Annotated in this window: 14 protein-coding genes; 7 read left to right on the top strand and 7 right to left on the bottom strand. The window is 61.5% G+C overall.

Annotated features, from left to right (window positions below):
* Window positions 1-3: 3 nt before the first annotated feature.
* From ACFOEV_RS06265 to pilB, 3 genes are all read right to left on the bottom strand, one after another.
* Window positions 4-855, bottom strand: a complete 852-nt coding sequence (locus tag ACFOEV_RS06265; RefSeq protein ID WP_386772285.1) for a prepilin peptidase — start codon at window positions 853-855, stop codon at window positions 4-6.
* Between the two features lie 12 nt (window positions 856-867).
* Window positions 868-2,106 carry a type II secretion system F family protein gene (locus ACFOEV_RS06260; RefSeq protein ID WP_386772284.1) on the bottom strand — a complete coding sequence of 413 codons (1,239 nt, stop codon included), beginning with the start codon at window positions 2,104-2,106 and terminating at the stop codon, window positions 868-870.
* 115 nt (window positions 2,107-2,221) lie between these two features.
* Entirely contained in the window at window positions 2,222-3,919 is a 1,698-nt protein-coding gene (pilB, locus tag ACFOEV_RS06255) for a type IV-A pilus assembly ATPase PilB (protein ID WP_386772305.1), read from the bottom strand.
* A gap of 697 nt (window positions 3,920-4,616) precedes the next feature.
* Here pilB and ACFOEV_RS06250 point away from each other — a divergent pair.
* Complete coding sequence (locus ACFOEV_RS06250; RefSeq protein ID WP_386772283.1) at window positions 4,617-4,976, top strand: prepilin-type N-terminal cleavage/methylation domain-containing protein; 360 nt, start codon at window positions 4,617-4,619, stop codon at window positions 4,974-4,976.
* Between the two features lie 116 nt (window positions 4,977-5,092).
* Here ACFOEV_RS06250 and ACFOEV_RS06245 read toward each other — a convergent pair whose 3' ends face one another.
* On the bottom strand, window positions 5,093-6,979 hold the full coding sequence (locus tag ACFOEV_RS06245) for a PilX N-terminal domain-containing pilus assembly protein (RefSeq protein ID WP_386772282.1): 1,887 nt from the start codon (window positions 6,977-6,979) through the stop codon (window positions 5,093-5,095).
* Window positions 6,980-7,031: 52 nt separating this feature from the next.
* Window positions 7,032-7,310, bottom strand: coding sequence for a hypothetical protein (locus ACFOEV_RS06240; RefSeq protein ID WP_386772281.1), 279 nt, complete (start codon window positions 7,308-7,310; stop codon window positions 7,032-7,034).
* 391 nt (window positions 7,311-7,701) lie between these two features.
* Between ACFOEV_RS06240 and ACFOEV_RS06235 the strand changes: the two genes are divergently transcribed.
* The 6 genes from ACFOEV_RS06235 (at window position 7,702) to ACFOEV_RS06210 (ending at window position 19,011) form a co-directional block, all read left to right on the top strand.
* Window positions 7,702-9,528 (top strand): TolC family outer membrane protein, encoded by a 1,827-nt coding sequence (locus ACFOEV_RS06235; RefSeq protein WP_386772280.1) that lies wholly within the window; start codon window positions 7,702-7,704, stop codon window positions 9,526-9,528.
* A gap of 56 nt (window positions 9,529-9,584) precedes the next feature.
* Window positions 9,585-11,750, top strand: coding sequence for a type I secretion system permease/ATPase (locus ACFOEV_RS06230; RefSeq protein WP_386772279.1), 2,166 nt, complete (start codon window positions 9,585-9,587; stop codon window positions 11,748-11,750).
* On the top strand, window positions 11,750-13,180 hold the full coding sequence (locus tag ACFOEV_RS06225) for an HlyD family type I secretion periplasmic adaptor subunit (protein ID WP_386772278.1): 1,431 nt from the start codon (window positions 11,750-11,752) through the stop codon (window positions 13,178-13,180). The genes ACFOEV_RS06230 and ACFOEV_RS06225 overlap by 1 nt, the downstream gene beginning before the upstream one ends.
* Window positions 13,180-13,800: a response regulator transcription factor gene (locus tag ACFOEV_RS06220; RefSeq protein ID WP_386772277.1), complete on the top strand. Its 621-nt coding sequence runs from the start codon at window positions 13,180-13,182 to the stop codon at window positions 13,798-13,800. The genes ACFOEV_RS06225 and ACFOEV_RS06220 overlap by 1 nt, the downstream gene beginning before the upstream one ends.
* Before the next feature lie 120 nt (window positions 13,801-13,920).
* Complete coding sequence (locus tag ACFOEV_RS06215) at window positions 13,921-18,564, top strand: retention module-containing protein (RefSeq protein WP_386772276.1); 4,644 nt, start codon at window positions 13,921-13,923, stop codon at window positions 18,562-18,564.
* Window positions 18,565-18,672: 108 nt separating this feature from the next.
* Window positions 18,673-19,011 (top strand): tryptophan synthase subunit beta like protein, encoded by a 339-nt coding sequence (locus ACFOEV_RS06210; protein ID WP_386772275.1) that lies wholly within the window; start codon window positions 18,673-18,675, stop codon window positions 19,009-19,011.
* Between the two features lie 72 nt (window positions 19,012-19,083).
* Here ACFOEV_RS06210 and ACFOEV_RS06205 read toward each other — a convergent pair whose 3' ends face one another.
* Window positions 19,084-20,982, bottom strand: coding sequence for an EAL domain-containing protein (locus ACFOEV_RS06205; RefSeq protein ID WP_386772274.1), 1,899 nt, complete (start codon window positions 20,980-20,982; stop codon window positions 19,084-19,086).
* A gap of 202 nt (window positions 20,983-21,184) precedes the next feature.
* Window positions 21,185-21,892: a transglutaminase-like cysteine peptidase gene (locus ACFOEV_RS06200; protein WP_386772273.1), complete on the bottom strand. Its 708-nt coding sequence runs from the start codon at window positions 21,890-21,892 to the stop codon at window positions 21,185-21,187.
* Window positions 21,893-21,983 lie beyond the last annotated feature (91 nt).

Here is a 21,983-nt window from a genome sequence, read left to right as displayed (position 1 = left end):
ATTTCACAATAGCACCCCCTGATACCAGGCCATCAGTGGCGTACCGGCAAGCAGAGCGATCCAGCCGGCCATGGCCAGGAAGGGGCCGAAGGGCATGGGCGCGCCGCGCAGGCGCGGCATGGCAAGCTGCACGGCGATGCCGACTAGGGCGCCGACGCCAGCGGACAGGATCAACAATAACGGCAGGTACTGCCAGCCCAGCCAGGCGCCCAATGCCGCCAGCAGCTTGAAATCGCCATAGCCCATGCCTTCCTTGCCGGTGACCAACTTGAACAACCAATAGAAGCCCCACAATGCCAGGTAGCCGGCCATGGCACCGATCACCGCGCTTTGCAGCATCAGCGGTTGGAACAGCAGGTGGTAGGTGAGTCCCGCCCACAGCAGTGGCAGCGTGATCGCATCGGGCAGCAACTGGGTCCGGAAGTCGATGGCGGCCAGGGCCAATAAGGCCAGACAGGCACCGAGCACGAACAACGTGGCCAGGCTCGGTCCATGGATCGCCAACACGGCTAACGTAAGCGCGGCGCCAGCCAGTTCGATCAGCGGGTATTGCGGGCTGATGCGCTTGCCGCAATGGGCGCATTTGCCGCGTCGCTTCGCATATCCCAGCAGCGGGATATTGTCGTGCCAGGCGATCGGCGATTCGCACCTCGGGCATTGTGACGGTGGGCTCATCAGGTTGAAGCGAGGCTGCTCCTCGACGTCCAGCTCCAGCGACTCGCGAGCCTCGGCCCGCCAGCCCAGCATCAATATCACCGGCAAGCGCGTGATCACCACATTCAGGAAACTGCCCAGGCATAGCCCCAGCACGGTGGCCAGCGGCCACAGAATGGCGGGGGAAAGATCGGCAAACAAGAAACGAACTCCTTAGATCGCGGTGCCCAGCTCGAAGATCGGCAGATACATCGACACCACCAGACCGCCCACCAGGACACCCAATATCACGATGATAAAGGGCTCCAGCAGCGACGTCAGGGCATCGACCTTGTTATCGACCTCCTCTTCGTAATAGTCGGCCACGCGATTGAGCATGGCGTCGAGCGCGCCGGACTCCTCGCCGATGCCGACCATCTGCACTGCCAGGGCCGGAAAGCGATCGGTCAGGCGCATGGCGAAGTGCAGTTGCTGGCCGGTGGCGACATCCTCGCGGATCTGCCGAATGGCGCGCTCGTAGACCTCGTTGCCGGAGGCGCCTGCCGCGGTGTCCAGCGATTCCACCAGCGGCACCCCCGCACCGAAAGTGGTAGCCAGGGTGCGCGAATAACGCGCTACCGACGACTTGTCGAGAATGTCGCCGATGACCGGAATCTTCAATGCCAACCCATGCATGCGATAGGCAAAGGCCGGTGAGCGCTTCATGCCCTGCCTGATGAAGATCACCATCGCCACCGCCAGGCCGATACCCCATGACCAGTACTGTTGAGCGAACTCGGACAGGGCGATGGTCATCTGGGTCATGGCCGGCAGTTCGGCGCCAAAACCATGGAACAGGCTTTCGAACTGCGGTACCACCTTGATCAGCAGCAATGCCGTGACGCCCACGCCTACCGCGATCACCGCGGCCGGGTAATACAGCGCTTTCTTGACGCGACTCTTGAGCGATTCGATCTTTTCCTTGTAGCTCGCCACCCGTTCCAGCATGCGATCCAGCGAGCCCGACTGTTCGCCAGCCTCGACCATGTTGGCGAACAGCCGATCGAAATGCTGCGGGTGTTTGCGCAGGGCAGCGGAAAAACTCGAACCGGCTGCCACCTCGTTCATCAGCTCCTGTACCAGCGCACTCATGGCCGGCTTCTTGAGGCTTTCGGCTACCACCGAGAAGGCTTGCAGTACCGGGATCCCGGCACGAATCATGGTCGCCATCTGGCGAGCGAACAGCATGATGTCACGGGGTTTGATCCTTCCCATGCCGCCAGTCAGGCCACTCTTGCGTCGAATCGTCTTGACCATGATGTTCTGGCCCGACAATTCGCGTTCCACTTCGGCCTTGTGGCCAGCGACGACTTCGCCGCTGACCTTGCGGCCATTGGGTCCCTTGCCGGCCCAATGCCACCGGTATAGCTTGATCCGCTGTGGCGCCTTCATCTGTTGTGTCTGTGTCGCCATGGTATTTTCCTGCCCGCGTGCGGTGAGCCAACGGCGAAAACTCTCTGCCCCACCTGGATTGCCCGGTTGTCTCTTGTTTTCTTTTTTTGTTCCTGTGTTCGATCCGTGAGCCACGTCAATCCTTGGTGACTCGATTGATTTCCTCGAGGCTGGTGACGCCCTGCATGACCTTGAGCAAGCCACTGCGGCGAAGGTCGGGATGACCTTCCTGGCGCGCCTGGGCGTCCAGTTCCAGAGCATTGCCCTGGCGCATGATCAACTGGCTCATGGCATCGGAAATCGGCACCACCTCATAGATCCCCAGCCGGCCCTTGTAGCCCAGCGTGCATTGGCGACAGCCCACCGGCTGGTAGATCGTCGCCTGGCCGATTTCTTCTTCGGTAAAGCCTTCCTCGAGCAGCGCCTCGCGAGGGATGTCGGCGCGCTGACGACAATGAGGACATAGCTTGCGCGCCAGGCGCTGGGCGATGATCAACGAGACGGAACTGGCGATATTGAACGGTGCCACGCCCATGTTCTGCAGGCGTGTCAGCGTCTCCGCCGCCGAATTGGTATGTACGGTGGATAGCACCAGGTGGCCGGTCTGTGAGGCCTTGACGGCGATTTCGGCGGTTTCCAGGTCGCGGATCTCGCCGACCATCACCACATCCGGATCCTGGCGCAGGAAGGCGCGCAAGGCGCTGGCGAAGTCCAGGCCGATCTTGGGGTGTACATTGACCTGGTTGACGCCCGGCACCTTGAGTTCCACCGGATCCTCGGCGGTGGAGATATTACGCTCGGCGGTATTGAGGATGTTGATGCCGGTATATAGCGTCACCGTCTTGCCGCTGCCGGTGGGGCCGGTTACCAGGATCATGCCCTGCGGATGGTCCAGCACTTCCTCGTACATGCGCCGTTGCTCCGGGGTGAAGCCCAGGGCATCGATTCCCAACTTGGCCGAGGCCGGGTCGAGAATCCGCAGTACGATCTTTTCGCCGTAGACCGTGGGTAGCGAGTTGACGCGGAAGTCGATGGAGCGGTGCTTCGACAGGCGCAGCTTGATGGCCCCATCCTGGGGCAAGCGGCGCTCGGAGATGTCGAGACGGGCCATGATCTTCAGGCGTGCGGCAATACGACTACGCATGCCGAACGGCGGCCTTGCCGCCTCCAGCAGGATGCCGTCGATGCGAAAACGGATGCGAAAGCTGGTTTCGTAAGGCTCGAAATGGATGTCCGAGGCGCCGCGACGAATGGCGTCCAGCAGGATCTTGTTGACGAAGCGCACCACCGGAGCATCGTCGCTGCCGGCGGTGATGGCGGTGTCATCGTCGGACTCGGAATCCTCGAATGCCAGGTCGCCGAGGTCGCTGTCCGCGTCGTCGAGCTCCCCCAACCCGTGGAGCATGGCAGCGTTGTCGGCATGCGCCAGGTAATTCTCCAGTGCCGGACCAAGCTGGTCGACGGGTGCCAGCACACCTTCCACGGAAAGGCCGGTGGCAAATTGCAGCTCGTCGAGCAGGGCCAGGGTCGAAGGATAAGGCACCGCCACGGTAAGTTGACGATCGTCGCGGTACAGCGGCATTACCGAGAGCTTGCGTAGTATTTTTTCGGGGAGATCGCTGGCCGGTGGCAGGTTTTCGAGCTTGAGGGCATCCAGGTCGATAAGCGGCAGACCGTATTCCCACGCGGCGGTGAGCGCCGCCTGGCGGGCAGTGACCAAACCACTGTTTATGACATGCTGCATCAACGAGATGTCTTCCTCGCGAGCCTCGAGTTCGGCACGCTTGACCGCCGCTTCGGAAAGTAACCCTTCGGCCACCAGCCGTCGTGACATGCCGCGCAGCCCGTCACGGTTGGCGGCCGCGGCCAGCGAGGAATCGGATGTGTCGCGCCGGGATTCGCTGGCGGGCGATACGCTCTCCGAGATGTCGCCATCGACATCCAAGGAGCGCGAGGCCACTGAAGGCGGCGTAGAATCATGCATAAGCGAGTGGTCCCTGATGATCGGCACTGCTCGGCTTTCGGTTCAGGATTGCGGCAGGCATCTTTATCATTTGTATTCTAGCGCTAATGATATGCCGCAAGTAGCCTGTCGATACATGATGGACATCATGTTTTCAACGCCTTTTTTCGCTTTACTCTGTATCGCTAGCACTAAGGCGCTCATTTGGTTTCGATTTAGTGTATAAATGTAAAATAATGTTCTTTTGTGTCATTGCAATGTCTGTTTTTGTGCCGGTTTCGATGCAAACTCTTACTGATTGCTGCTCTATGTACCTGGCAGCGTTGAAAGCTTACTGCTTCGGGGTGAAGACACCTCATACTGAACGGAAGGGTTCGGCTAGGCTTGGAGCAAAAGGCTTGGTAATCTCACACTCAGCTGAGGGTAGCAGAGGGATAAGCGGAATGACTGAGAAGTGACACCAGTGGCCAGTGGACGGGAATCCGAGGCGCGGCGGCCTTCCAGGGGCCAGGAAAAACGGCAGACACGCCACGTAGCTAGCAACAGGCATCACCCAAGGGGATGAACCATGAAGAAGATGAAGGGTAGGCAGGGGAACATACAAAGCGGCCAGGGTGGTTTCACCCTGATCGAACTATTGATCGTCGTGGCGATTATCGGCATTCTCGCGGCAATTGCGATTCCGCAGTATTCGAATTATCAGGACAGAGCTGCTGCAAGAGCTTGTTTGCAGGAGTTGAACTCTGTAAGAACTCTGTTTGTGGCTGAAGTAGCCGACGGCACTGCTGCTGCTGCTATTGATATTGATGACCTTATTACTTCTGAAGCATGTACAGGAGAAGCTATTGCCTATGATGCTGAAAATAACCAGTTAACAGGGACAGGGAGTCGTGGAGATCAGCAAACTGTTTCTCTTCCCGAGTTTTAAGTTGGCGCATTTTATTGACATTTATCTTCATTAGGTATGGTTTATTAAAATGGCCGGCAATCGCCGGCCATTTTTCTTCCTTCTTCCTTCTTCCTTCCGCTAATCTCTTCAGCCGCTCATAGCGAAACCTGCTCCACCATCATATTGAGCCGAGGCTCGGCCAGCACGGTATCGCCCTCGAAGCCGGGCAGGTCACTGAAGTTCTCGTCGTAGTGAAATCCCCCCGCACCGGCGACTTCCGCCTGGCGGGCATTGATGGCACCGAACATGCCACCGCTGCCACCGATATCCACGACCGAGAAGGGCGCGATCACCTGGCCATGGAAGGCGGCGCTGCCACGGATCCTGACGCCGACACTATTGCCCTGGCTCTGGGCATCGCGGTAGTTGGACACGATCGACAGAATGGGGACGGTCTTTCCATCGACCTGTTTGCTTGGCTTCTCGTCGCCGACCGCGATACCGCTGCCCAGGTCGAATTGGCCACTTGTCACGATCTGCAGGGTACTGCCTTCGCTGATGGTGAAGCTGCCGCCCCCACCGATGTCGGTATCGCCATCGATCACCATGACCATATCCACGGGATTGTCGGGCTCGCCGACGACGAAACGGGCACTGCCTCCCAGAGAAAAGCTGTCGAACCTGACCACGGATACCTCTTGCCCGTCGAGTGTCATGCGTTCGACCGTGACCTCGGGACTTCCATTGGGATCGTGCAAGCCACTGTCGGAAAGCACGATATCCCTGCCGTCCCCCTTCAGCGACAAGGAGCCTGAGGAGACGACATCGGCGAAGGTATCGACTCTCTCATCGACACGCAGCGTCTTGCATCCTCCTGACGTGGGTACCGACGAGACCGGGGATACGCCGGCGCCGCCGGGGAGTTCCCGGTAGCCACCGGTCACAAAGTCGTCCGGGTCGCTATTGTTGGGGAAGTCGATCGTACTGGCGGTGGCACTGCCCTGGATTCTCGAGCCCGGATTGAGCTCGATGCGGCCATTCGACTCTACATTGCCATGCGCGGTGCCATTGGCGATGACATCGCCGACGGCTTGAATATTGCCGAATACCCGGCCACTTTCCTGCCGTTCTTCGTACCACCAGTCTCCACCGCGGATATCGACATTCCCATTGGCCTTGATGTCGCCGATAATCGGTGACGATCCCGTTGCGATGACATCGCCGGGAACCTCGACACGGCCAAAGATCGGCGCATTGCCGTTTAGCGTCACGGGCATGTTTTCCACCTGGCTGGTGACCAGGACCTTGTTGCCATGACGGTTGCCGTTGATGCCATACGAGCCCAGCTGGGAATCGTAGCTATCGATGGTGCCACTACCGGCCAGGGTGACACCTTCGCACGTCATGATGCCCGTGAACGGAAAGGAGGTGGATTCGGGGATGCTGACCAGGACCTTGACGCTACGAACCGCCTCGCGCCCGCTTTGGCCATAACGCCCTTCGCTGACCAGCCAGAAGGTGTGGCTATCGGGATCGACGTTCATCGCGACCTGCTCGGGGTGAAAAGCGGATAGCTTCCAGGTGTATTTTCCTAGCGGGCCGTTCAGCGCGCCGGGTGACCAGGCGTCGTTGGCAGCATCGAACTGGCTGTTGGCTTCCTGGAGAGCGGCTTCCTCATTCTCGTCTTGTGCGCCATCGATGATTTCGGTGGCCAGCGATGCGGTAGCGACCAACGCTTGCAGGGCGTCAGCCGCCTCTTGGTCGGCAAAGACGAAGTTGGTCGCCGCAGGTTGCTGGATGGCCTGATAAAAGGCGGCAACCCCCGCTTCGGCTTCATTCAAGGCCAGCAGCGATTCACGATAATTGCTGGCCATGCGCTCATGAGACAAGGATGACTGATAACCACTGACGCCCAGCAGTGAGGTCACGATCAGCAGCACCAGCGAAACGACCAGTGCGGCTCCACGTTCTCGCTGCCAGGCAGGAGTCTTTGCGTGCCGAGGGTGTGCGGCTCCGCCAGTGCCTGGTGCATGCATTTTCATGAGGCTTGGCCAGTCCTTTACCCGGCTGTCTCCCTTCACCCGGGTAATAGTCTCAGTAGAGCGCCTGCTCCTCGGCGATCACTTCCTTCAAAAGTTCCAGAAACAGCTTGTCGGCCTCGGAGTGTTCGGCCGGGTCCTCGGGTATGTGCACGCTGGTGGTGTCGGAAATTTCGTTGGCGATCTTCGCCATGGCGTCCTTGTCACCGCTGCCGAGGTGCTTTCTGGCCACCTCCAGGGACTGCTCGAGGATCTTCGGATCCTGCAACAACTTCTTGATGAAGCCACGTAGCTCGTTGATGACACGGGTTTTCTGGATTTCGGGGGCGGACATGGCTGGCTCCTGGTTCAGCGCCTATGACAGTTGGCGCAAGTACATGAAACGACGATAGCACAGCTCGTCACGCCAGTGAGAGAGGGCCGGATGGCTGTTGACGGCTTCCCATGGCATATCGAGCACAGCGTGTAAGAAATTGCTTACATGATCTATCGGCAATCACTTAGCCCTGATTGACAAAAACGGCATTGGAAAAACCGGATTTCCAAGTTACTATTAGTTACAAATAGGAACTGAATAAGACAAAAGGTTGTCAGGCGTCACTAGCCTTGCTGATAGGCCATCATCACCCGGCAACCCTGCATATAACGATAAGCCCACCGAGTCGCACGATATTTCCCTTACCCGGGGGTATAGCGCTACTAAGTACGCAAGGGAGAAGACCATCATGCAATTGCCTTATGCCATCCGCCAGCGGAACGGCCTCGGCGGGGCCTCATTACTGGTTTCCGGCTTGATGCTGGCCCCACTGACTCAGGCGCTGGCCCAGGATCCCGCCGCGACCGAGCTGCAGCGGGTCGTGCAGCGAGCGGTAGCCACCAATCCCGAAGTCCGGGCCAGTTGGCATGGTTTCCGCGCCGCGGTGAACGAGGTCGACGTGGCGCGCGGTGGGTATCTGCCGAGTATCGATGTCAGTGCCGGCGCGGGAATCGAAGATCGCGAGAACGATGGCCGGGGCCGTTACGATACCGACTTCGCCGAGCTCTCGCTGACCCAGATGATCTACGATGGCTTCGCGACGCGAAGCGAGGTGGAGCGCCTCGACCGTGCCAAGCTGGTGCGTTACTACGAACTGCTGGGTGCCAGCGAAGAGGTGGCATTGGAAGCCACACGCGCCTATCAGGATGTGCGGCGCTATCGCGAGCTGGTGGAACTGGCCAGGGACAACTATGCCGAGCATCTGGAGGTCTATAACCAGATCGAGGAACGGGTTCGCTCCGGCGCGGGGCGTCGTGTCGACCTGGAGCAGATCGATGGGCGTCTGGCACTGGCCGAATCCAATCTGCTGACCGAAGCCTCGAACCTGCACGATGTCAGTGCGCGCTATCAGCGCCTGATCGGCGAATTGCCGGCGGAAAACTTGCCGCCGGCGCCGCCATTGGATAGCGAATTGCCGCCTTCGGTGGCCGAGGCGGTGAACCTGGCCTATCAGGGCAACCCCAATTTCCATGCCGCCATCGAGAATATCGAATCGGCCCGTGCCGAGCGGACAGGCACGCGCTCGGCTTTCCATCCCCGATTGGAATTCCGTGCCCGCACCGGCCACGACAACCAGAGCGATTCCCTGGGGCGGAGCGATCGGCATGTTGCCGAGGTAGTGGCCAGCATGAACCTCTACCGGGGCGGCAGCGACCTGGCATCGTTCCGGCGTTCCAGCGAATTGCTCGACCAGGCGGTGGACCTGCGCGACAAGGAGTGCGTCGACCTGCGTCAGACTACCCAGATCGCCTACAACGATACGCGGCGCCTGCGCGAGCAGATGCGCTATCTGAACGAGCATCGCCAGTCCATCGATCGGGTGCGCGGTGCCTACCAGCAACAGTTCAATATTGGTCAGCGCACGTTGCTCGATGTGCTGGACAGCGAGAACGAGTACTTCGAGGCCAGCCGTGCCTACGTCAATGCGCAGTATGACGTGACCATTGCCGACGCCCGGACTCTGGCGAGCATGGGACGTCTGATGCCAACGCTGGGCGTGACTCGTGACGACATACCGAGCCTTGCGGAACTGGGAAGTGGCGGCGTCGAGATCGATCCGGAAGCCATCTGCCCGACCCAGGCACCTGCCAGCTTCACGTTGGAGGAGCTCACGGCCGATCTGCGGGCTTCGTCGAGCCTGGGGGCTGCACCTGCCCGCGCCCCGGACGTGACGCTGTCCGCCGATGCCCTGTTCGCCACCGGCAGTGCCGAGCTGAGTGTCGACGCCCAGCGGGCGCTGGATTCGCTGGCGGCGGAGATCCGGGGGCGTGACGATCTGCGTCGCGTATTCATCGCTGGACACGCCGATACGACCGGTACCGATGCCATCAATGACCCGCTCTCCGAGCAGCGCGCCGCCAACGTGGCGGAGTATCTGGCCGGGCAGGGGGTGCGTCGCGACTTGCTCGAATCGCGTGGCTATGGATCGCGCCACCCGGTGGCCAGCAACGATACCGTCGAGGGACGTCGACAGAACCGCCGCGTCGAAGTGACCCTGGAGCGCATCAATGAATGATGCGCTCCGGCCGATAGTACCGGCATGACCATGACTCGGCGGGAAGGGCCCTCCTCGTGACTTCTGATGCCAGATACCTGCACGACCAGGGGGGTGCCTCTGGAGTTGACGACTTGCTGGAATGCCTGCGGGTCGTCGCGCGTGCCCACGATCACGACACCAGCCGAGACGTGCTGATCGCGGGCCTGCCTCTGGAAGAGGGCTACCTGACGCCGGGGGTGTTCGCCCGTGCCGCAGCGCGGGCCGGGCTGACGGCAAGGCATGTGCGCAGTCGCCTGGTACAACTGAACCCGGCGCTGTTCCCCGTGGTGTTGCTGCTCGAGCCTGGGCGCTCCTGTGTGCTGGTGTCGCTGGATGTGAAGGCACGCCGTGCCCAAGTGATCTTCCCCGAGTTGGGTGAGGCCGCCACCGAGGTCGGCCTGGATGAACTGCAGGAGCGTTTCGCTGGTCAGGCGATCTATGCCCGGCCACGTTTTCGCTTCGATACCCGTGGCCCAGAGGTCAAGGAGCAGAAGGCGCGCCACTGGTTCTGGGGCGTGGTCAGCGAGAACCGGCGCCTGTATCGCGATGTGTTGGCCGGCTCGGTGATGATCAACCTGTTCGCCGTGGCCATGCCACTGTTCGTGATGAACGTCTACGATCGGGTCGTGCCCAACCAGGCCACGGAAACGCTGTGGGTGCTGGCAGTCGGCATCTTCGTGGTGCTGTGCTTCGACCTGGTTCTGCGCCTGTTGCGTAACGCCTTCGTCGACCTGGCGGCCAGCCGTGCCGACGTCAAGCTGTCGTCGTCGATCATGTCACGGGTGCTGGGCATGCGAATGGAGGCGCGACCGGCATCCACCGGGTCATTCGCCGCGACCCTCCAGTCGTTCGAGTCGGTGCGCGCTTTCATCGGTTCGGCGACGGTGGTGGCATTGGCCGACCTGCCGTTCGTCTTGCTGTTCGCCGCCATCATCGCGGTGATCGGTGTGCCACTGGTGATTCCCATCGTGGTGGGCATTGTCTGCGTGCTGTTGTATGCCCTGGCGGCGCAGAGCAAGCTGCATGAGCTGTCGGAGACCACCTGGCGAGTCGCTGCACAGCGCAACGCGACTCTCGTCGAGTCGCTTGCGAACCTGGAAACGGTCAAGGCACTACGTGCCGAAGGGCGTCTCCAGGGCGCCTGGGAAAAGGCCACCGCCTTCCTGTCTCGCACCTCGGCACAGTTGCGCCTGGTCGGCTCCTCGGTGTCCAGCGTGGCGATGTGGGCACAACACACGGTAGCGGTATCGGTGATCGTCATCGGTGTCTACCTGATCATCGAGGGCGACCTGACCCAAGGTGGGCTGATCGCCGCCTATCTCCTCTCGTCGCGGGCCATGGCACCGGTCAGCCAGGCCGCGGCATTGCTGGCCCAATATCACCAGTCATCCACGGCGCTGGAATCGCTCAATGGCGTGATGGACAAACCGGTGGAGCGTCCGGAAGGCAGGCAGTGGGTGAGTCGCCCCGTGGTGCGTGGCGAGATCGAATTCAAGCGATTGACGCTGCGCTATCCAGGCGAGGAGCGCGATGCGCTGCACGAAGTGTCGCTGAAGATCAACCCCGGCGAGAAGGTGGCGTTATTGGGCCGCGTGGGGTCAGGCAAGTCGACGCTCAACAAGCTGATGCTGGGGCTCTACCAGCCGACCAGTGGCACGCTGATGGTCGATGGTGTCGACCTCCGCCAGTTCGATCCCATCGAACTGCGTCGGCATATCGGCTATGTACCCCAGGATGTCGGCCTGTTCTTCGGTTCGCTGCGTGACAACGTGGTCGCCGGTGGCGGTAGCGAAGGCGTCGAGGACGAAGCCTTGTTGCAGGCGTTGGAAATCGGCGGCCTGAACGAGTTCGTCAATTCCCATCCGCATGGTGTCGACCTGCCGGTAGGCGAGCGTGGCGAGATGCTTTCCGGAGGACAGCGCCAGAGCGTGGCGATCGCCCGCGCCGTCGTGCACGATCCGCAGATCCTGTTGCTCGATGAGCCTACCAGTGCCATGGACCACGCCAGTGAAGAGGCCTTCAAGGCACGCCTGGCCGAATTCGCCCAGGCCAAGACACTGGTGGTCGTGACGCATCGCACCTCGCTGCTGTCTCTGGTCGATCGCATCGTGGTCATCGATGCGGGCAAGGTGGTCGCCGATGGTCCCAAGGACAAGGTGGTCGCCGCCCTGCGCAGCGGGCAGATCGGGAGGGCTAGCTGATGGGCCAGCAAGCCAATGCCAGGACCGCCGAGCAACAAGGCTTCGAGGCTATCGGGCGGGTTTCGCATACCGGTAGCAAGCCATTTCGCTCGTTGATCGATCGGCTTTTCGCTCGCCGGGTGTCGGCGGTACACCTCAATCGCGACTGGGCCAGCGACGCCGATTGGGCCCGCCTGCAGCAGGATCCCCTCCGTGCGCGGGCCTTGCTGTATACCGTGTTGCTGGCCATCGCCGCATTGCTTGCCTGGGCCTATGTCGCCGAGATCGATGAGGTGACCAAGGGGGTGGGGAGCGTCATCCCTTCCTCGCAGACCAAGATCGTGCAGTCCTACGACGGCGGGGTGGTCGCGGATATCCAGATCACCGAAGGGCAGGTCGTCGAGCCGGGGCAACTGCTGATGCGCATCGATCCGACGCGCTATGCCTCCTCTTATCGCGAAGGGGTGGCACGTTCGCTGGCGCTGCAAGCCAAGGCCGAGCGGTTGCGGGCACTGACCACCGATCAGCCCTTCGTGCCTTCGCGCCAAGTGCTCGACGAGTCGCCGGCACTGGCCGCTCATGAACGTGAGCTCTACGAAACCAGTCAGCAAGAACTCGAGGAGCAGCAAGCGATCGCCCGCGAGCAGTTGACGCAGCGGCGTGAGGAGTTGCGCGAAGCACAGGCACGTCACGCGTCGGCCACGCGAGCCCTCAACCTGGCCTCCCGCGAACTCAACCTGACCCGGCCACTGCTGGATTCCGGGGCAGTGTCCGAGGTGGAGGTGCTGCGACTGGAGCGCGATGTTTCCAACGCGCGAGGCGAACGCAATCAGGCCGAGGCCCAAGTGGCGCGCTTGCAGGCGGGGGTGGAGGAAGCACAGGGCAAGGTGCGTGAGGTCACCCTGGAGATGCAGAATCGTTGGCGCAACGAGCTTTCCGAAACCTTGGGGCAACTGGCGGCTCTCGAAGAAAGCAATATCGGCCTGCAGGACAAGGTCAGCATGGCCGAAATTCGCTCGCCGGTGGCCGGCACGATACAGCGCTTGCACATCAATACCCTGGGGGGCGTCGTCCAGCCGGGCCAGGAAGTCGTGGAAATCGTACCCAGCGACGACCAACTTCTGGTCGAAGCACGCATCGCGCCGCAGGATATTGCCTTCCTGCGCCCGGGACAGCCGGCCACCATCAAACTCACTGCCTACGACTATTCCCTGTACGGTGGATTGGCCGCGGAACTCGATCATATCAGCGCGGATACCATTACCGACGAGGAGGGCAATACCTTCTATCTGGTGAGAGTGCGTACGCAGGATGAAACGTTCGACAACGAACTGGCGATCATTCCTGGCATGACCGCACAGGTCGATATCATGACCGGCAAGCGCACCGTCATGCAGTTCCTGCTCAAGCCCGTGTTGCGGGCCTGGAACAACTCATTGGGGGAGCGTTGATGGCACAACTCTTTGTCAGTCAAGGGCGCGATGATATGCCACGCTGGCGTGAGGCCTTTGACGATGTGCGTTTGTGTAGCCCGCAGCAAGCCCGCGCCCAGGCCGGTCGCGGCGACTGCGTGTGGGTCATGAGCAACCTCGAAGGTTGGACCGCATTGACCACCACCCTCAGTGGCCGTGGAGCGACGCTGGTGGTGCTGTCCTACACGCCGAATTCCAGGGAAGCCTTCCAGGCACTCAACGCCGGTGCGCGTGGCTATGCTCATGCGCTGTCGCCGGTGGCGTTATTGCGGCAGATTGCTGTGGTCACCGACAACCAGGGCATCTGGGTGTGGCCCGAGCTGCTGGCCCAGGTGGTAGGCTCGACCTTCAAGGTCCTGGGTGGAGAGAATGCCGTGCGCGAGGATGCACTTGCCATGCTTACCGAGCGTGAGCGGGCCGTCGCGCTGGCGGTCGCTTCGGGCAAGAGCAACAAGGAAGTGGCCCGGCTAATGGATATCACCGACCGCACCGTCAAGGCGCATCTGGGAGCGGTGTTCCGCAAACTCAAGGTTCGCGATCGCATGCAGTTGGTCCTGATGCTTGCGCACACCGAGTCAGCGGTGGTGGATGTCGAGTAGAAACATTCTGTAACACTGTCCATCGGTACAATATCCTTCGAGGGATTCCCTGCCTAATCTGACTCCTATACGAAGTTATTATGCCGTCGCCATCGGCGAAGATCGCAGGGAGCCAGATCCATGAGCATCGCAACCGTTCTTTCCATTACCGGCCAGGCCTGGGCGCGTGACGCCGACGGCAATCTCCGCGAACTGAGCGCAGGTGACGTTCTGCAGGAAGGCGAGACCCTGGTAACGTCCGACAATGGCAGCGTCCAGCTCGATTTCGGCGATGGCCTGGATCCGGCGCTGGTCGAGGGCGGTCAGGAAGTGGCGATGACCCCTGAGCTGGATGCCGAAGCGCCCATCGAGGTGGCCGAGTCCAGTGTCCTCGACGAAGATCTCGAGGCCCTCCTCGCCGCGATCGACGAAGATGACGGCGATCTGCTCGAGTTGCTCGAAGCAACGGCCGCCGGTGCCGGTGGTGGGGGCGGTGAAGGCGGCGGTCATGATTTCGTGCGCCTGGCACGGATCACCGAAGGAGTGGACCCGTTAGCCTTCGAATTCGGCACTGCCCAGAGCGGCGAGTTCATTACCGCCGCGGGCGAAGACCTGGCGGTAGCGGAGGAAGACGAAGCCGCTCCTGCGGTGGAGACCACCCTGACCCTGAGCACGGACGCCGATAGCGTCGTCGAGGGCCAACCCATCACCCTGACCGTCACTACCAGCACGGCTCCCGTTGGGTCACCATTGGTCGTGACGCTCTCCAATGGCATGCAGATCGTCATTCCCGTAGGTCAGACTTCCGCGAGCATCCAGATCGATAGCCGCGAGGATGATGCCTACCGCCAGGGGAATGAATCCGAAAGCTTCAGCATCGAGTCTGCGAGTGGCGGGGGTTACGACCAGATCACGCTTGGTGAAGACGTTGACGCTACCGTGGTCGATGACAGCGATACCACCACCATCAGCCTGAGCGCGCCGGAGCAGGTCACCGAGGGCGACGAGATCACCGTCACCGCGCGGGTGGACAACGCCCCCGCTACCGACCTGACGATTACCCTCAACAACGGCCAGACGATCACCATCGCCGCCGGGGCCACCAGCGGCAGCGTGACCTTCGACAGCCGCGTTGACGACGCCTACCTGCAGGGAACCGAGACGCTGGCGCTGAGTATCACCGGCACCCGTGGCGGCAACTACGAGGACCTCGATAGCAGCGCCACCACCAGTACCGACGTGGTCGACGACAGCGATACCACCACCATCAGCCTGAGCGCGCCGGCGCAGGTCACCGAGGGCGACGACATCACCGTCACCGCCACGGTCGACAACGCCCCCGCTACCGACCTGACGATTACCCTCAACAACGGCCAGCAGATCACTATCGCCGCCGGGGCCACCGAAGGCAGCGTGACCTTCGATGCGCCGAACGTACCCAATGGCGGCGGGGCTCTTGGACTGAGCATTACCGACACTAGCGGCGGTAATTATGAGGATCTCGATGCGAGTGATGTCGCGGAAGTCGCTCTTACTGGGGATTCCGTTCCAGAGTTCACACTTGAGCCGGGAGCCAGCGAAGTCGACGAAGCCGGCCTGCCGCAAGGTAGTGCCAATGACGGCTCGCACGTCACCAATGGCAGCTTTACCATTGGTACCGGCCACGACAGTTTGCAGACGCTGACCATCAACGGCGTCAACGTCACCAGCGGGGGCACGGTCCAGGGCGAGCACGGCACGCTGGAGGTCACCCAGGGCGCGAACGGCGAGTACAGCTGGACCTATACCCTGGACGGCGCCACCGACGGCGACGCGGTGCAGGAGAGCTTCGCCCTCGAAGCCACCGACAGCGACGGCAGCATCACCGATGATGCCGTGACCATCGACATTGTCGACGACGTGCCACAGGCCGTGGACGACAGCGGTGCCATCGACGAGGATGCCGCCGCGCCGCTGACCGGCACGGTGCTGACCAACGACACCCAGGGCGCCGACGCCCTGGCTAGCGTGGCCTTCGACAGCACCGCCGCGCAGTACGGCACCTTCATCGACCACGGCGACGGCACCTGGAGCTACACGCTCGACAACAGCCTGGCGGCGGTGCAGGCGCTCGATGACGGCGAGACCCTCACCGAAACCTTCGACTACACCCTGACCGACGCCGATGGTGACACCAGCACCGCCACGCTGACCCTCACCATCAACGGCCAGACCGACGGCCCGCCGGTGATCGACATCGACGACGCCGACGGTACGGCCACCGGCGCCGACAACAGCGTGGTCGAAGGCACCGGCGACACCGTCAGCGGCACCATGAGCGTGAGTGCCGAGGCCGGCATCGCCACGGTCACCGTGGGCGGGCAGGACGTCACCCACGCCAGCACCACCCCGGTGGTGATCGTCGCCGCCAACGGCACCCTCACCGTGACCGGCTACGACGCCGCCACGGGCGAGATCCGCTACGAGTACACCGAGAACGGCGATGCCGCCGATCACAGCGGCGGCGATACCAGCGTGGTGGACAGCTTCGCGGTCAGCGTCACCGACGTGGCCGGCGCGACCACCAGCGACGATCTCGACATCCAGATCATCGACACCGCCCCCGAGGCCGTGGACGACAGCGGTGCCATCGACGAGGATGCCGCCGCGCCGCTGACCGGCACGGTGCTGACCAACGACACCCAGGGCGCCGACGCCTTGGCCAGCGTGGCGTTCGACAGCACCGCCGCGCAGTACGGCACCTTCACCGACCACGGCGACGGCACCTGGAGCTACACGCTCGACAACAGCCTGGCGGCGGTGCAGGCGCTCGATGACGGCGAGACCCTCACCGAGACCTTCGACTACACCCTGACCGACGCCGATGGTGACACCAGCACCGCCACGCTGACCCTCACCATCAATGGTGCAGCTGATACGGCTGGTGTCACGGTCAGTGCCTCGGGAGCCGACAGCACTGTCTACGAAGCAGGGTTGATCAATGGCAGTGACGCGGACAGTGACAGCGAGACCGACACCGGTAGCTTCCAGGTGTCGGCCAGTGATGGCGTCGCCAGTGTCACCGTGGGGGGACAGACCTTCACCCTGGCGCAGCTCCAAGCACTGTCAACGTCCTCGCCTTCCATCGTGATCGATACGATAGAAGGGGAACTGCGGCTGACCGGCTATAACAGCCCGGACGGCAACAAGACGGCGACCATCGAATACACCTATACCCTGAAGGCCGCCCAGACTCACGAACAACCAGACGATGACACGAGCCTGGCCGATACGGTCGAAGTGCAGGTCGACGGGGTGGGTGGCAGTAGTGCCACAGGCACCCTGACCATCGACATCATCGATGATGTTCCCCAGATTGCTCCTGTTCGCACGGCATTGATGGCCAACCAGCAAGGACTGTCTCTCACTGACGAGATTCCGTTCTCGTTCGGGGCCGATCAGCAAGGCGCCAGCGTGATCCTGTCGGGTAGCAACGATGGCACTTACTGGCTCAACCCGGAAACCGGGCAGCGCATGAGTTCTGAGGGGAATAACCTCCTTTATCGGGAAAACGATGACGGCTCGCTGGATGCCTATTACCTCGACGATGCGAACAACGAGGTCACCGTGTTCACCGTTGCCTACAACGGTGATGGCTCCTACACGTTGACACAGCTGGGCCACTTGGATGGTTCCCAGTCCTCGTTGCTGGTGGGTTTCTCCAGCGGCTTTGGGGGAGGCAATAGCGGTTCGGCCTATTTCACGAACGCCGGCACGGTAGGTGAGCCTGGCTCCATCTTTATCGAGGCCCAAGCCGTCAATAGCAGTGATACGGTCAACTACAACAACAATGGTTTGGGGGTTTCACAGGGTTCCACGATCGACGATCCCAGCGAGACCCTGGTGCTGACCTTTTACGATGGTGAAGGCTGGTCGACATCGGGGCCCGGCGGCAAGACCGTAAACGAGCCCGCTGGCGGAGCGAATTCTCTGGCGGTTTACAGCATTAACTTCAGCTTCTGGGGGCTCGATGCCGGCGAAGAGCCGACCTTCTGGAAAGACAGTGGCCAGCAGGAGGCATTCGATGCCACTGCTAATGGCGATGGCACCTGGACCATAACGTCCGACGAAGCCTTCGATACGGTCTATATCAGTGCCCTGGACGATACCGGCAATGGCTTCGGCGTGGCTTCGGCCGAAATCGTCACCATCATCGAAGGCACGGACCAGACCCTGCAGCTCTCCGCGACCGTTACCGATGGTGATGGCGATCAGGCGACGACCAGTTGGGACTTTACCTTGGACGCCGACGGTGACGTCCTTCAAGGTACCGACGGCAATGACAACATCCAGGGCAACGGCAGCGACGATGTCCTCGACGGTGGTGCCGGCGATGATCTTCTGGCCGGGGGGGGCGTTAACGACATCATGTACGGTGGCCTGGGTGCCGACACCTTTGCCTGGAATCTTAATGACCAAGGTACGACCGACTCACCCGCCGAGGATGTGGTGAAGGACTTCATGCTCGATCTGGCGAACGGTTATACGGGTGATGGTGAGGCTGACCGGCTGGATCTCTCCGACCTGTTGCAGGATGAGAGCAAGGAGTCGATCGACAGCTACATCCTGGCAGAGGAAGAGGGTGGTAGTACCACGCTTTATGTGAGTTCCAACGGACAGCTAGGTGGTGACAAGGCTAACGCCGACCAGACGATCGTACTTGAAGATGTGAGTATGGGTGGTCAGAGCTCAGCGGATTTCATCCAGTCAATGATCGAGAATAACCAGCTCAATATCGATCAATAGACCATGGTGCAATAGTGTTTGGCCTCGTCCGGAGTAACGGTCGGGGCCTTTTCATTTACACTGTATCTTGGGCTTGGTTTGAGCGGACAAGATAGTTGAGGGCAATGCATGTACGTCAAACGCGATGAGCAGGACAGGATCGAGTTGGTCAGCGGGGGCATGACGCCCGATTGCCGAGAGGGCATAGCGCCGGATTCACCGGAATTGCTGGCGTTCCTGAAGCAGGATCAGAATCGCCAGCTCCAGGAGCTGCGCAGCTCCGACCTGGAGTTCGTGCGCGTCCTGGAGGACGTGATCGAGTTGTTGATGGACAAGGGCATCATCAGCTTCACCGATCTTCCCGATGCTGCCCGCGAGAAACTGATGACCCGCCAGTCATTGCGCCGCCGGGTCAACAGTGTGGATCTGATGGGGGAAAATGATGAGGCGGATAGCGGCCTCATCTAAGGTGTCGGCACGGCATAAATGCTTGATGGCTGCGGGCGGGATACGAGCATTTCGTAGCCCGTAGCCCGAAACTTAATCCTGCCGAATAGCGGGGCCGGTCACGCCGTCCAGGCCGATGTCCAACAGGGTGTCGCGTTCGCGGTCGGTCGTGACCCCTTCGGCAAAGGCAAGGATGCCGATGGCGTGGCATAGGGTGGCCATGCCACGCAGAATGATTTGTTGCTCGCCGTTGTCGTGGACGCCTTCGACAAGGGAGGCATCGATCTTGAGGTAGCTCAGCCCGACATCGTGCAGGTCGGCGATTCGCGTGAATTCCGGCCCCACGTGCTCGAGTCCCAGGTGGCAGCCGAAGTGGCGCAGTTCGCGGCACAAGCCTCGGAATCCTTCCAGGTGATGCACGGCCACCGATTCCGGCAGTTCGAGCCATAGCCGGGTCGCCGCCTTCGGGTGGGCGCTCAGCAGTGGTTTGATGGCGCCGAGGAAGCGACTGTCGCTGGCAGCCTGAAGAGACAGGTTGATCCCCAGTGGCTTGCCCTGCCTGTCGATAGCGGTCAAGGCCGCCTGGACCACGGCCAGATCGAAGTCGACGCTCAGCCCCAGCCGTGAAATCCACGGCATGAAGACCCCGGCGGGTTGCCAGTCTCCCTTGAGGCGCAGGCGCGAAGGGCTTTCGAAGTGGATGATATCCCCCTGCGCATCGAGTACGGGATACCGGGCCAGGTGGATGCCGTCCCGCAGTGCTTGTTCCAGCGCTTCGCGCCAGGTCTCATGGCTGGTATACAGCGACTGCCGGGCACTGCCGCGGGCGATCACCAGGGCGCGATCACCGTCGAATTCGGCCTTGGCCAGGGCGCCATCAAGGGTGCTGAGCAACTCACCGCGCTCGTCGCCTGGAGCATACTCGAGCACCGACATGGGCAGTCCGATCGAGGCATGATGCCTATCGGCGATGGGGTGCAGGCAGGTCTTGAGCTCCTGGGAAAGGGCGTGGAGATCGTCCTCATCGGGTAGCAGCAGCGCGAAGTCGCTACCGTTGAGACGCCCGACCTGGCCGTGTCGTGCGCTGGCGATATGGTTCATGACATGGGCGATTTCCTGGAGCAACGAGTCGGTTTCCTGTCGACCCAGGGTATCGTTGAGCCTTGCCAGTCTCGCCACGCGCAGCATCACTAGCGTGCCACTGCCGGTGAGATCTTCGCCATCCAGCGCTCCCTGCAGCAACTTCATGAAGTGGCTGCGATTGGCCACTCCCGTGACCTCGTCATGTTGCAGCTTACGGCGCAGTCGCTCGAGCTTCTCGCTTTCCTGGGTGAGCATGTTGCGCACTTTGCTGGAGAGCGCGTTCATGGCGATGACGACTTCACGCAGTTCCCGGGTGCGTGGCTCCTTCGAGGTGGTGAAACGCCGATCGCCGATATCACGTGCCTGTTCGACCACGGCGTGCAGGGGGCGGCGGATGCTCTTGACGATCCACCAGCCGAGCAGGGCACTGATCAGGGCGGCGAGACCGAACCAGGCGACCAGCCATTGCGTGTTCTGCCATAGCGAGCGGTAGGCGAAGCTGTGCTGGCTTTCCAATTCCACCGTTCCATATTGGCGCCAACCATCCTGTACCACAGCGTGGCCGGCGGGGACCGAGAAGCGGGTCAGGTCGACGAACCAGGCCGGTACATCCTCGATATGCTCGTTGGCTTCGCGCGCAAGGATCAGCTCGCCTTCGGGATCGCGCAACTCGACACGGCGATAGTGGCCGGTGTCGAACTGGGCGGCCAGCAGTAGTTCGATGGCCACCGGGTCCTTGTCGAACTGGCTCATCGATAGGGCCAGTGCATTGGCGTTGTCGGCATTCTTGATGCGCACTTCCTGCTCGGTGTAGTGCCTGATCGCACTGACCCCGATCACCAGGCTGCCCCCGAAGGCGAGCAATAACAGCACGGCGATGGTCAGCCAGAGTTGCTTGATCAGTGACATATCGGCTCCCCCTGCATAAGGCCTATGTAGTTATTCATACTGATCCAGTTCTTCATTTCTAATCCAACAACACTTCGAGCCGCGGGCAACGAGCCACGAGCCACGAGCCACGAGCCACGAAAAGCCCATAGCCCGCAGCCCGAAGCCCGAAGCCCGTAGCCCATAGCCCGCAGCCCGAAACCCGAAACCCGAAGCCCATGGCTCATAAAAATCCCTGCTCCCGCATGCGGCCCAGCACGTTGCGCCAGCGCGACAGGCGTTGCGTAGGGTCGGCGCGCGACTGGCTCGAGCCGCCGGCCCACAGGCCGTCACTATTGAAGCTGAATACCGGCGTGAGGTCGGTGCGCTGGCTGGCAGGAGTGATCGAGGGGGCCAGGTTGTCGAGTACCAGTGGTTCGACGCTGGGATGGCGGTAGTAGCCCAGCACCATGTGTGCCTGGGACATGTTGCTGCGACCGATGCGCGCCCGAACGTAGATCATTCGCAGGCGTTCACCGGGTACGCCGAGCTGCTTGAGCGTGATGTATTTGGCGATGGTGTAATCCTCGCAGTCCCCCTCACCGCGCCCCAGGGTTTCCAATGGCGTCGCCCAGTAGTCCTCCCGTCCCCAGATATCGATATCGTCCAGCCAGCGCACCCGGCGGTTGAAGAAGTCATTGACTTCGCGAAGCTGTTCGCCGACCTCGCTGCCAGCCAGCCGCTCGAGCAGCGCAAACCATTCATCCAGCACCTGAACGCCGCTGTCACCATACTTGGCTTGCATGGACAGTCGCAGGCGTGACGGGTCGAGGTTGGCGGTGAGGGGCGCCGGGGCAAGCCCCAGGCCCGCTCCCAACAGCAAGCCGCCCAGGCCGGCAAGAAAACGCCGACGCCCGAGGAGCAAGGGGGGGCAGGGTTGGGCTTGAGGCATCGGCAGCAACGTCCTGACTTGCCTCCAGGCGATGTCTGAAAACCGACGGTACTTGCCGACGTTTCAGGCGCGCCCTAGGCAATGTGGATGA

Origin of the sequence: Litchfieldella rifensis, assembly GCF_042646605.1 — a bacterium.
Taxonomy (GTDB): Bacteria; Pseudomonadota; Gammaproteobacteria; order Pseudomonadales; family Halomonadaceae; genus Litchfieldella; species Litchfieldella rifensis.
The sequence above is the reverse complement of the archived record's forward strand: the minus strand, read 5'-3'. Positions and strand labels throughout refer to the sequence as shown.

Coding starts and splice junctions, on each gene's coding strand:
- ACFOEV_RS06245 (WP_386772282.1), bottom strand. CDS start 6,979: ATGAAAATGCATGCACCAGGCACTGGCGGAGCCGCACACCCTCGGCAC.
- ACFOEV_RS06240 (WP_386772281.1), bottom strand. CDS start 7,310: ATGTCCGCCCCCGAAATCCAGAAAACCCGTGTCATCAACGAGCTACGT.
- ACFOEV_RS06260 (WP_386772284.1), bottom strand. CDS start 2,106: ATGGCGACACAGACACAACAGATGAAGGCGCCACAGCGGATCAAGCTA.
- ACFOEV_RS06220 (WP_386772277.1), top strand. CDS start 13,180: ATGGCACAACTCTTTGTCAGTCAAGGGCGCGATGATATGCCACGCTGG.
- ACFOEV_RS06205 (WP_386772274.1), bottom strand. CDS start 20,982: ATGTCACTGATCAAGCAACTCTGGCTGACCATCGCCGTGCTGTTATTG.
- ACFOEV_RS06210 (WP_386772275.1), top strand. CDS start 18,673: ATGTACGTCAAACGCGATGAGCAGGACAGGATCGAGTTGGTCAGCGGG.
- ACFOEV_RS06235 (WP_386772280.1), top strand. CDS start 7,702: ATGCAATTGCCTTATGCCATCCGCCAGCGGAACGGCCTCGGCGGGGCC.
- ACFOEV_RS06225 (WP_386772278.1), top strand. CDS start 11,750: ATGGGCCAGCAAGCCAATGCCAGGACCGCCGAGCAACAAGGCTTCGAG.
- ACFOEV_RS06200 (WP_386772273.1), bottom strand. CDS start 21,892: ATGCCTCAAGCCCAACCCTGCCCCCCCTTGCTCCTCGGGCGTCGGCGT.
- pilB (WP_386772305.1), bottom strand. CDS start 3,919: ATGTCACGACGGCTGGTGGCCGAAGGGTTACTTTCCGAAGCGGCGGTC.
- ACFOEV_RS06215 (WP_386772276.1), top strand. CDS start 13,921: ATGAGCATCGCAACCGTTCTTTCCATTACCGGCCAGGCCTGGGCGCGT.
- ACFOEV_RS06250 (WP_386772283.1), top strand. CDS start 4,617: ATGAAGAAGATGAAGGGTAGGCAGGGGAACATACAAAGCGGCCAGGGT.